This is a genomic window from Bacillus jepli (assembly GCF_047238305.1).
Lineage (GTDB): Bacteria > Bacillota > Bacilli > Bacillales > Bacillaceae_L > Ferdinandcohnia.
The window spans coordinates 456,760-468,379 of sequence record NZ_JBDFMO010000001.1 but is presented as its reverse complement, the minus strand read 5'-3'; the positions used below and the strand labels follow the sequence as shown (position 1 = coordinate 468,379).

Here is an 11,620-nt window from a genome sequence, read left to right as displayed (position 1 = left end):
TTTCAATAACTATACTAAGTTATTACATCTTCAAGTAGATGTCAAAGAGAATATGTACCAAAAATTCGACAAAGTTTGGATAGACAAGCATGATGAGACAAAAGGGTATAATAAAAGAAAAAACGAGGTCGTTCTAATGAAGAGTTTTGCTAATTTTAATTTAAGTGATGAGATTGAAAAAGCACTTTCGGGTTTACAGTATAAAACACCTACTACTATTCAAGAGAAGGTCATTCCAGTTGCTTTGCAAAAAAAGGACATTGTTGGGAAGTCAAAAACGGGTAGCGGTAAGACAGCAGCGTTTGCGATTCCGATTTGTGAATTAGTACAATGGGAAGAAAACAAGCCGCAAGCTTTAATCTTAACTCCGACTAGAGAGCTTGCTGCACAGGTGAAGGAAGATGTTATCAACATTGGTCGGTTTAAGCGAATAAAGGCTACCGCTATATTCGGAAAACAATCCTATGAACGACAAAAGCTAGAGCTGAAGCAAAAGACGCATGTTGTGGTAGGGACACCAGGTAGGGTGCTAGACCACCTTCAAAAGGGAACTCTGTTTGTGGACCATCTAAAATTCCTCGTGATTGATGAAGCGGATGAAATGCTGAATATGGGTTTTATTGAACAGGTAGAGGCTATTATCAAAAAACTACCAGAAGATCGAGTTACGATGTTATTTTCAGCAACTTTACCGGAAGATATCGAAAATCTTTCGGCCCGATATATGAAAACACCAACGTATATCAATGTAGAAGAGACTGCTCAAGCAACTGTTGATCATTTTTTAATGAAAACAGAGGAAGAAGACAAGCTTCCCTTATTAAAGGCTGTTACGATTGTTGAAAATCCGGATAGTTGTATTATCTTTTGCAGGACGCAGCAGGGCGTGGACGAGTTGTATCGAAAGCTGAAAAAAGCCCATTATTCCTGTGACAAACTCCATGGAAGCATGGTCCAAGAAGATCGTTTCGCCGTTATGGATGATTTTAAAAAAGGAATGTTTCGCTACTTAGTGGCTACTGATATTGCCGCACGGGGAATAGATGTTGAGAACATTTCCCTTGTCATCAGTTTTGATGTTCCACAAGACAAAGAACGTTATGTTCACCGAATCGGAAGGACAGGTCGTGCGGGTAAAACTGGGAAAGCCATTACCTTTGCAACATCTAGAGAAGAGAATTTAGTTAAGGAAATCGAAGAATACATTGGCGAAGAAATTAGGAGGATCGAATCTCCAAGTCATACCGAGGTCACTCGTGCAAAGTCAGCTTTTGAGGAGAAGATGAACACTAAGCCACGACCTAAGCATGATAAAGCAGAGCAAGTCAATAAAGGTATTGTAAAGCTCTATTTTAATGGTGGAAAGAAAAAGAAGCTACGAGCGGTGGATTTTGTAGGGACGATTGCAAAAATCCCTGGGGTAACCGCTGAAGATATTGGGATCATTACCATCCAGGAAAACGCAACATATGTAGACATCCTAAACGGGAAAGGATCCCTTGTTCTAGCGGCAATGAAGGATACCGCAATAAAAGGAAAGCAGTTAAAGGTGCATGTCGCTAGATAGGTACAGTATCCGCCTCTCATTTGTTTTTGCTGATGGGACAGTGAACCTGTCCCTCTGACCCATAAACAGTAACATGCAAAAAAGGGATTTTCCAGTATTTGTAGAATAGATATTATCTATATTCTATAGGATGAGAGGTTGGATGGTGTGGGGATATTTTCGAAGAAACCTGATTTTGTGATTCCTTCTAGCGGGATACAATCCGTTGAGGAAATTACTGTTGGAGGCATTAAGCAAACCATTTTAATTCAAGCAGTTGATGTGTCAAAACCAGTTCTCCTGCTTATTCATGGCGGTCCTTCGTTGCCACTGCCAGGAGTTTCTTCCAAGGGTCGGGACTATACGATTGTGACAAATACGCAGGAACTCGTTAAACACTTTGTTGTTATATTTTGGGATCAGAGGGGGACAGGAAAATCTTATCACAAGGAAATTCCACAAGAATCTATGACAATAGAACAATTTATTTCGGATGCCAATGAACTAACAGACTATTTACGGGACCGATTTAAGCAAGAAAAGATTTTCCTAGCCGCACATTCCTGGGGTACTACGATTGGTTTAAATTTAGTATCTATGTATCCTGAAAAGTTTTATTCGTATATTGGATTTTCCCAGATTATTAGTTGGACGGAAAATGATCGACTCGCTTTGAAATGGCTAAAGGAAGAAGCGAAAAGACGTGGAAATAAGAAAGCAATTGTTGAATTAGAAAATGTAGGTGAGCCCCCTTACTTAGAAAGTTTTGACCAATGGAGTCTTATTCGAAAGTGGCAGCGTATTTTTAATACTTTGGTTTATCAAACTGAAAATGCACCTGGGCTATTTACACTTACAATGGATATGGTGAGATCTGATGAGTATTCGCTTAAGGATGTGTATCATACATACTATAAAGGATTTAAGCTTGTTTACTCGCAAAGTTTCATAGAGGAGCTAGCTACGAATAATTTTATGGAAACAGTTTCTGAACTTCCTATACCTGTTACATTTATTCACGGCAGACAAGATTTTCATGTGAATGGAAGTTTAGTAGAGGAGTTTGTAAATCGGCTTGATGCACCAAAAGGAAAACGTATTGTATGGTTAGAAAAGTCAGCCCATGCTTTTCATCCAGATGATACAAGGTTAAATGAACAAAATTTAATAGAAGAGCTGCAGCATTTGGAAATGAAGTAGTTTTAAGGAATGGAGCATCCGGTAAATGCTCCATTTTTTTGGTGTCACCTCAAGAGATATCCCTTTCAACGAATCCGTTCTAGAATTCCCTTGAACTAATTCTTTCCTGATTTTTATGTTGAACACAGACATGCAGGCAGGAATACTCATAAAAGGAGCGAGGTATTGGTATAATGGGGAATAACTAAGATGAACGATGAAGGGGAGGACCGGGTATGACGAAGCCGAATATGGACGATTATCTTCAACAGGGCATACACGGAGCGAAGGAAATAAAGCCAGAGGAACGTAAAAAGTTTCTTGGAACCATTCGAGAACGAGTCGAATTTGCACTAACACAGTCTCAGGTTAGAGAAAATAAAGTATACAAGGAGATTGAAGAGGCTTGTAAAAAGAACAACAAAGTACATATGTACTTGAATGGCCATATAAGTTATCGCTTTTTGTCCAAGTATGTGAAACTGGCGGGGGCAAATAACATCGAGTACACCATTGTAACAAACAAAGACTATAATTCAGATCTTGGGCTTGTCCTCGCGTTCGATCATGCGATTGACAAAGAAGACATCTATATTGGTTATAAAGTTAAACCAGATTTGACACCACCGAAAAACACCGAGAAAAAAGGACTATTTTCACTTTTTAAAAAAGCTTTAAAAAGTAAGTAACGGGCTCAGTACTATAAGTCACAAGCAAATGATAGGTCAACTATCATATATATTAAGAGTTTTAACGGTACAAGAAAAAGCATGGAATGTCCATGCTTTTTTATGTGCTTTTGTATAGAGGGGCGACGTAAACCCTATGCATATAAACATAAAGCTCAGGTTAAGCTTTATTATGAAAGAAACTCCAAATCGGTAAGTTCAATGTTCTATTCCCACTAACAAAGCCTTGCACGAAAAAAGTAAACATAATCGAGGTTTCCTAAGATGGAATTACAGAAAAAACAATTTTTAAATAAAAATTTATCGATCCTAACTTGGAAATTATCTATAGGCTCGATTATATCTTGGGAATTAGCCGAACTCTTAGGTTCCCATCATCCTTATTTAGCTCCACTTACTGTCATCCTAACTATCCAATCTACAATGGATAAAACGATTAGCCTTTCGATAAAACGTATGATTGGAACGATAATCGGAATTTTTGTTACGGTATTAATAGCAAAACACTTACCTGTTGAGGGTTGGGTCTTGGGAATGTTAATCCTATTAGGGTGTTACATCTCCATGTATTTAAAATTGGACAAAAAAGTTCTCCATCAGGTATCACTTACGATCTTATTTGTTTTTGTTTTTGAACATCAATCAAAGAGCTACGCCACTGACAGGTTGAGAGACTCATTTGTCGGTGTATTAGTTGCCGGGATCCTTCAATTGGTTTGGTTCCGGATATTTTCACGAAAAACGTAAATAGACGGGATTTTTCCAGTTGTCCTACTAACGGTTGTGAAATCTTTTGCGAATCATAATTATCATAACACCGAGTATGAATGCACAAACCCCATTAAACAACACGAGCTTCATATTTGCTTCCCAGTGTATAACGATTTGACCTACCAAAGTGATAAATAAAATGATTAGTAATACGAATAGCCATTTAGACTGAATTGATTTCATTGATGCTCCTCCACTAAATAACTTAAATCCATCTTTTTTCTTTCGCGACGGTTACAGCTTCGGTGCGGTTTTTTACGCCCAGCTTATTAATGATCTCTGATATATAATTACGGACAGTACCGGGAGATAAAAAGAGTTGTGCTGAAATTTCCTTTGAAGTTTTCCCTTCTGAAGCCAATCGCAGTACGTCCTGCTCACGTTCAGTAAGAGGATTGTCTTCTTTCATACTACCGAATATTAATTCAGGAGCAAATTCACGTTTGCCCTTCATCACACTCCGAATAGACTCTGCAAGTTCATCAACCGAGCCATCCTTTAACATATAACCATGTACGCCGATTTTAACGGCTTTTTCAAAATAACCCGGACGAGCAAATGTCGTTAAGATGATGACTTTACAAGTTGCTAAACTCTTTTTTGCTTCTTCAGCCACTTCAAGACCGCTCATATACGGCATTTCGATATCCATGAGACAAATATCAGGCTTGAGGGAGAGAATTAACTCTAATGCCTCTTTGCCATTTGAAGCCTCGCCAACTATTTCAATATCATCTTCAAAGTCTAATAAAGAGCCTAATGCTCCTCTGAGCATTCCTTGATCCTCGGCGATTATTACTCTAATCAAGAACCAACACCAGCCTTTTTCTCTTTAGCGATAAGCGGAATCGTGATAATGAGCTTCGTCCCATTTTGCGATGTAATTTTTAAAAAACCGTCTAGTAAACGTAGTCTTTCATTGATTCCTTTTAACCCGTTACCTTCAGCCGTTTTTTCTTCAAGACCTTTTCCGTTATCATAGATGGAAAGTTCAAGTTTACCCGGCAAATTTAAAAGTTGGACAGTACAACTAGTGGCTTGGCTATGTTTGACAACATTTGTTATGCCTTCCTTCAGACACAAACTTAGGATGTTTTGTGTCAGCAATGGGACGTCCTCGAGCTTTGAATCTCCATTAAATACAAATGAAATACCTGCTGCCTGCAAAATAGTCTCCGTTTCAATGAGTTCCTCTGCGACTGTAATGGCCCTCATGTCAGACACTAATTCTCTCACTTGTCTAAGTGCAGAGCGGGAGGTGCGTTCAATTTCCTTCGTTTCAAGCTTGGCTTTTTCAAGATCCTTGCTGATCAATTTATGAACAAGTTGACTTTTTAACGTAATCATCGATAGTGTATGTCCCAATGTATCATGAAGATCCCTTGCAATCCTCAATCTCTCTTCTCGCTTCACGAGTTCTTCAATTTGTTCATTGGCTTCTTCCAACTTTTTTTCTAGCTCCATACGGCTATTCATAGAACGGATGCCGAAAGGGGAGAGGAACATAATTACAATAAAAATCGCACTATAATAGAGGTCTTCTAGAACTAGTGATTCCCAACGAACGATGATGGGAAGAAGGATTGCACCGGCTAATAACCCTAAGCCACATTTAAAAAACCGTTTATTCTGATACCAACCTATAAAATGGGCTGAAAAGAATCCTAAAAAAACATTATATAGATTATAAAAGATTGCTAGAATAACAATAATGAAAATTTGTACGACCAGCCAGAATGTGTATGCTTTTATAGAAGATGAGTTATAGAGCTGCCGGTACGTCACAAGGAACAATAATAAAAGACCAATCCCGACAATCTGCTTCCAACCTTGTTCGTAAAATACATAATAAGCAGGTAAGGCTAGATACACTAAAAAAATATAGGGGAAGAACCCATACCTTGCAGGAAAGACCCTAAACTTCCTTAAATGATGAAGCATTCAGTTGACCACCGCCACTTCCTGTTTTCTTCTTGTATATCCTGATAGTAACACGAATAGGAGAAGATACCCAATCAAAAGTGCGAAATTAAGCCAATGCGGATGACCACCGCGAACAATTTCCCAGGCGCCGCTGCCAAAATGATAAGATGGGAGCCATTTTCCAATGCTTTGTACGAAGTTCGGCAGGATTTCCATCGGCATCCACATACCACCACTTATGGCGAGCACCATATAAATCATATTCGAAACACCCGAAGCAGTATCTACTCTTTTCATCGTTCCAACAAGTGTCCCTATTGCGAGAAAAGGCAGTGAACCGAATAAAATCCATAATCCAGCCATGATCCAATCTAATGCAGAGAGAGAAACGCCGTTAATGAGTGCCCCAGCAGTAAAAATAATGATGATTGAAAAAATATGAATCGCGGTTTGCCCCACCATTTTTGCTGCGAAATATGCTTGGTCAGACAAAGGGGTAATTCTCATAAACATGGACCAGCCTTGTTTTCTTTCCTCAACAAGCCGGATCCCGAGTGTCATAATGGCAGAGCCCATCACACTAAACGTCGTCATTGACATTAAATAATGAGCCTTCCATAACTGCTGATCATCCATTCCTGAATTAAAGACTCTCGTGAAAACAAAATAAAAAGCAATCGGCATGAACAATGACCAAAATACATAATAAGGATTTCTGAAAATCCTCAAAATCTCAACTTTACATTGCATGAAAAAACCGTTCATTTTTAGATAGCCTCCCTTTTTTCAACCAATTGTTCAAATGCATCTTCAAGGCGACCGCGGTCGATTTCGATATTTTGGACGGGGAGCTTTTGACTAAATATAGAGGCCAAAACAGCATCTGTATTGTCAGTTAATAAAAAGATCCGACCGTTCTTTTCATATACATCCGTTACATGGGCAATGGTTTTCATTTTTTCATAGCTTATTGCGGAAAGGGGACTAAATGAAACAGATTGTTTTAACAGCCTAGTCTTTATTTTATCAGGGGTTCCGTCAGCAACAATTTTTCCTTCATGAAACAGAACAACTCTTTCAGCGATGTCGTCGGCTTCTTGTAAATAATGGGTAGTGAAAATGATGGTTTTTCCACGATTTTTCAATTCGTTTATGGTATTCCAAAACAGTTTTCTTGAGGTCACATCCATGCCGACTGTCGGTTCATCAAAGAAAAGGACATCGGGATTACCTGCCATAGCGAGTGCAAAGCCAAGACGGCGTTTTTGACCACCAGAAAGTTTATTGGCGCGTTTTTGCAATTCATCCTTCGTAAAGCCAGTAAACTCCACTAATTCCTCATAGGGTAAGGCTTTTGGATAATAGCTTCTGAATAGTTGTATAATCTCCGAGACCTTTAAAGCGTCGATCACACTAACCTCTTGTAGCAAAGCGCCGATTCTTTCACGGGTGGCTTTTTCCTTTGGTGATTTTCCGAATACCTTAACATGACCCTCGGATGGCTCTAATAATCCTAACAACATCATCATTGTGGTCGTCTTTCCTGCACCATTTGGTCCTAGAATGGCAACAACCTCACCCATTTGAATGGAAAGAGAGATTTTATCGACGGCTGTTTTGTTTTTAAACAACTTACTAACCTGGTTTAGTTCAATAATCGGTTCCATAAAAACACCTCCACCATTATTGTAAAACGCTAGAACAATCTCGGTTAGTGGAGAATGTCATCAACTTAGATGACTTTTGTCATGTGTATAAGGTAGATAACCCAGATTTGAGATAATTCGCTCCGGGTTGTGATTGCCCGAAATAGAAAAAAGGGAAAGTTCTCAAGACACCTCCATATATTATAAAGAAGATAAAATTGGGGGTGAAAAAAATGAACATTATAGGGAAGAGTGTTATTCGAAAAGAAGCCTTTGACAAGGTGACAGGAAGAGCAATGTATACCGCTGATGAACGATCCGCCCACACACTTCATGTGAAGATGAAAACAAGCCCATATGGACATGCAAAGATGGTATCAATAGACGATACATTAGCCAAAAATATCCCAGGTGTAAAAGCAATTATCCTTGGGAGGAGTGATTTTCCGCTTACGGGGGAAGAAATAAGGGATCGTCCTCCACTTGCAGTAGAGAAAGTAAGATACTATGGAGAACCTGTAGCTCTTGTTGTGGCAGAGCGTCCGGACATTGCTAAAGAAGCAGCAGAGTTGATTGATATAAAATATGAATTACTACCCGTCATCCATAATCCATCAGAAGCCCTCAAAGAAGATGCTCCACTCATACACCCAAACTTGAGTAATTATGAAACGATAGGAACAGCTTATCCTACACCTAATTCCAATATATCCAATACGACAAAAATACGGAAAGGGAACATGAATCTAGGTTGGAAGCAATCGGAAGTGATTGTTGAGGGAACGTATAAGTTTTCTCCATCTAGCCATTCAGCGATGGAAACGAGAAGTGCAACAGCAGAAATTAAACCAGATGGTTATGTTTACATTACGACTTCCTCACAAGCACCCTTTATGGTGAAAAAATTACTGAGTATTTATTTTAAGATAGAGGTTGGAAAAATTGTTGTCGAAACCCCTTTTGTAGGTGGAGGTTATGGAGGAAAGGCCCCTGTTCAATGGGAAATCCTTGCATATCTTGCATCTCAAGCCGTCGGAGGAAGGCGTGTACAACTTACATATACACGAGAAGAAGATTTAACGACTGCACCATGTCATGTTGGTTTAGAAGCGAAAGTAAGAATTGGAAGTACCAAGGAAGGAATTATAAAAGCGGCTGAAATGGTTTACCTTTTCGATGGCGGGGCCTATTCCGATAAAGCGATTGATGTAAGCCGTGCTGGCGGAGTGGATTGTACAGGACCGTATCATATCGAAAATGTATGGTGCAATTCATTTTGCATATACACGAATCACCCATATGGAAGTCCATTTAGAGGGTTTGGTCATTCGGAGGTACTATTTGCGTTTGAACGAACAATGGATAAACTATCAAGAAAACTAGGAATGGATCCTCTTGAGTTACGAAAGAGAAACGCGATTCTTCCTGGGCACACCACTCCGACACAGGTTGTATTAAACAGAAGCAATGTTGGAAATTTACCAGCATGTATTGATCGCTTAAAAGAACTGATTAACTGGAATCAGGGACAAATGGAAGAAGTAAATGAAAGAAAAATTCGGGTTAAGGGGATTGCGTGTAGTTGGAAAACATCTACTATTGATCCGGACGCTAGTTCCGGTGTTATCCTTACTTTTAATCCAGATGGAAGTATTAATTTAATGTCAGGTGTAGTTGAAATTGGAACAGGGACAAAGACCGTTCTGGCTCAAATTCTTGCAGAAAGATTGAAACTAAGCATTGATAAAATACATGTAAGAATGCAGATTGATACACAAACGACCCCAGAGCATTGGAAGACAGTAGCCAGTAGAGGGACTTTTATGGGTGGAAGAGCAGTATTAGAAGCTGCGGAAGATGTGATTAGACAAATAAAGGACATTGCAGCTTGCGTATTAAGGGTTTCGACAGAAGACCTTGAAGTAGCCGACGGTAAAGTGTTCTTACGTGATGATCCGAAAGTAAGTTTGGATTTTAAAGAAGTTGTCTATGGATATACTTTTCCAAATGGAAATACAATTGGTGGTCAAATTATGGGTCACGGAAATTATGTAATAAGAAGAATGACAAAATTAGATCCAAATACAGGCGCTGGTCAACCTGGTCCGGAATGGACTGTAGCAGCCCACGCGGTCGAAGTAGAATACGATAAAAGAGATTTTACATACCAACTCAAAAAAGCCGTAACGGTAGTGGACATTGGAACCGTCTTGAATCGTAAAGCAGCAGTCGGTCAAGTAATGGGAGCTATGAGTATGGGGTTAGCTTATGCGGGTAGAGAAACCTTTATTTTTGATCATTTAGGCAGAGTCACAAACCCACAGCTTCGAACCTATAGACCTATTCATTACGGAGAAAATCCGGACTATCTTGTAGATTTTGTGACTACACCCCAGATAGACGCTCCCTATGGGGCGAGAGGGGTTGGGGAACACGGAATATTGGGAATGCCAGCAGCACTAGCTAATAGCCTGACTCTTGCAGCGGGTGTCGAACTAAATGAACTGCCAGTGACACCTGAATTAATTTGGAGATGTAAGGGGGAGGAGATTTGATATCCTATGATTTCGAGTACCACAACCCCAAAACGTATCAGGAAGCAGTACGTTTATTCAATGAGTCAGATAAAGAGGGAAAATCCCCCATGTATTATTCGGGTGGAACAGAAATTATTACACTAGGGAGATTAAATATCGTAAGAACTGGTTCTGTTATCGATATTAAAAATATCCTTGAATGTAAGGTTCACGAGTTAAATGAGGAGTTCCTTGTATTAGGTGCATCTCTCTCGTTAACAACTATTGAGGAGAAGAACCTATTTCCGTTATTGAGTCAAACTGTTAGTGAGATTGCCGACCGTACAGCGAGAAATAAGATTACAGTCGGTGGGAATATATGTGGTCAGATTTTTTATCGGGAAGCGGTATTGCCTTTTTTATTAACGGATAGCACCTTAATTATTGCAAACAACCAAGGCATAAGAAGCGTTCCTATTTCAGAAATCTTTAAGGAGCAGCTTTTATTAAAACGAGGCGAGTTGCTTATGCAAATAAAGACAGAACGAAAATTTTTAGAAGTGCCCTTTTTTACCATAAAGAGAAGACGCCAATGGAATACGGGATATCCTTTACTGACTGTGGCTGCGCTTAAATTTGAACAGGACATTCGAGTTGCGATTAGTGGTCTTTCACCTTTTCCCTTTCGTTCCTATCAAATAGAAGATGCGTTAAACAAAACAGAGCTTTCCTATAAAGAGAGAATAGAACTTGCCATTAACAGCCTAAACGTACCAATCTTGAATGACACGGAAGGCACTTCACGTTACAGAATTTTTGTATTAAAAAATATCCTTTATGATGTGTTACAAACATTAGGAGGAGAGGAAAATGAAGCCATCTGAATTCAAAAAAAGCTCAACGTTACGAATAAATGGTGAGGAATCAGAGGTATCCTTTCGCATGTCAGCGACTCTTTTAGGTGTTTTACGCTCTAAATTAGGGTTTACGGGGGCGAAACCCGGCTGCTTAAATGGTGACTGCGGAGCATGTACGGTTATCATTGATGGGATTGCTCAAAAGTCCTGCCTGAATTTGGCGGTAGAGTCGATTGGTAAAGAGATTGTTACAATTGAAGGTTTAGATTCGCCGATTCAAGGGGCTTTTGTAGATTGCTTTGCTTTTCAATGTGGATATTGTACACCGGGTTTTATAATGAATTGCCATGCTTTATTAGAATCAAAGAAGAACCCTTCAGATGAAGAAATAACGAAGTGGCTCGAATCAAATATCTGTCGCTGCACAGGTTATTTAGAAATTGAGAAAGCGGTCAAATCTGCCATAAACTTTTCGCATGATCAGTAGGTATGC

12 protein-coding genes are annotated in these 11,620 nt (G+C 39.3%); 7 read left to right on the top strand and 5 right to left on the bottom strand.

The genetic code is table 11. The features are described 5' to 3' along the window. The first annotated feature begins 136 nt into the window (after positions 1-136). The 4 genes from ABC371_RS02270 to ABC371_RS02255 all read left to right on the top strand — a co-directional run bounded on the left by ABC371_RS02270 (position 137) and on the right by ABC371_RS02255 (position 4,161). Entirely contained in the window at positions 137-1,567 is a 1,431-nt protein-coding gene (locus ABC371_RS02270) for a DEAD/DEAH box helicase (protein WP_412895386.1), read from the top strand. 147 nt (positions 1,568-1,714) lie between these two features. Next, a complete protein-coding gene (locus tag ABC371_RS02265; RefSeq protein WP_412895385.1) occupies positions 1,715-2,746 on the top strand; it encodes an alpha/beta fold hydrolase in 1,032 nt (343 codons plus the stop codon). A 215-nt stretch (positions 2,747-2,961) separates the two neighbouring features. After that, entirely contained in the window at positions 2,962-3,414 is a 453-nt protein-coding gene (locus tag ABC371_RS02260) for a YueI family protein (RefSeq protein ID WP_412895384.1), read from the top strand. Between the two features lie 264 nt (positions 3,415-3,678). Beyond that, positions 3,679-4,161: an FUSC family protein gene (locus ABC371_RS02255; RefSeq protein WP_412895383.1), complete on the top strand. Its 483-nt coding sequence runs from the start codon at positions 3,679-3,681 to the stop codon at positions 4,159-4,161. Positions 4,162-4,188: 27 nt separating this feature from the next. On the opposite strand, the gene ABC371_RS02250 is transcribed toward ABC371_RS02255, so the two are convergent. Genes ABC371_RS02250 through ABC371_RS02230 form a run of 5 tightly spaced genes read right to left on the bottom strand, consistent with a single transcriptional unit; the run spans position 4,189 to position 7,775 of the window. Next, positions 4,189-4,368 (bottom strand): hypothetical protein, encoded by a 180-nt coding sequence (locus ABC371_RS02250; protein WP_412895382.1) that lies wholly within the window; start codon positions 4,366-4,368, stop codon positions 4,189-4,191. Between the two features lie 22 nt (positions 4,369-4,390). Then, entirely contained in the window at positions 4,391-4,993 is a 603-nt protein-coding gene (locus ABC371_RS02245) for a response regulator transcription factor (protein WP_412895381.1), read from the bottom strand. Beyond that, positions 4,990-6,126 (bottom strand): sensor histidine kinase, encoded by a 1,137-nt coding sequence (locus ABC371_RS02240; RefSeq protein WP_412895380.1) that lies wholly within the window; start codon positions 6,124-6,126, stop codon positions 4,990-4,992. Before ABC371_RS02240 ends, ABC371_RS02245 begins: the two co-directional genes overlap by 4 nt. After that, the gene (locus tag ABC371_RS02235) at positions 6,127-6,873 is read right to left on the bottom strand and encodes an ABC transporter permease (RefSeq protein WP_412895379.1); all 747 of its coding nucleotides are present in this window, start codon (positions 6,871-6,873) and stop codon (positions 6,127-6,129) included. A gap of 2 nt (positions 6,874-6,875) precedes the next feature. Then, the gene (locus ABC371_RS02230; protein ID WP_412895378.1) at positions 6,876-7,775 is read right to left on the bottom strand and encodes an ABC transporter ATP-binding protein; all 900 of its coding nucleotides are present in this window, start codon (positions 7,773-7,775) and stop codon (positions 6,876-6,878) included. 212 nt (positions 7,776-7,987) lie between these two features. Between ABC371_RS02230 and ABC371_RS02225 the strand changes: the two genes are divergently transcribed. Genes ABC371_RS02225 through ABC371_RS02215 form a run of 3 tightly spaced genes read left to right on the top strand, consistent with a single transcriptional unit; the run spans position 7,988 to position 11,614 of the window. Then, positions 7,988-10,309 (top strand): xanthine dehydrogenase family protein molybdopterin-binding subunit, encoded by a 2,322-nt coding sequence (locus tag ABC371_RS02225; RefSeq protein WP_412895377.1) that lies wholly within the window; start codon positions 7,988-7,990, stop codon positions 10,307-10,309. After that, a complete protein-coding gene (locus tag ABC371_RS02220; RefSeq protein ID WP_412895376.1) occupies positions 10,306-11,154 on the top strand; it encodes an FAD binding domain-containing protein in 849 nt (282 codons plus the stop codon). Before ABC371_RS02225 ends, ABC371_RS02220 begins: the two co-directional genes overlap by 4 nt. After that, a complete protein-coding gene (locus tag ABC371_RS02215; RefSeq protein WP_412895375.1) occupies positions 11,141-11,614 on the top strand; it encodes a (2Fe-2S)-binding protein in 474 nt (157 codons plus the stop codon). Before ABC371_RS02220 ends, ABC371_RS02215 begins: the two co-directional genes overlap by 14 nt. Positions 11,615-11,620 lie beyond the last annotated feature (6 nt).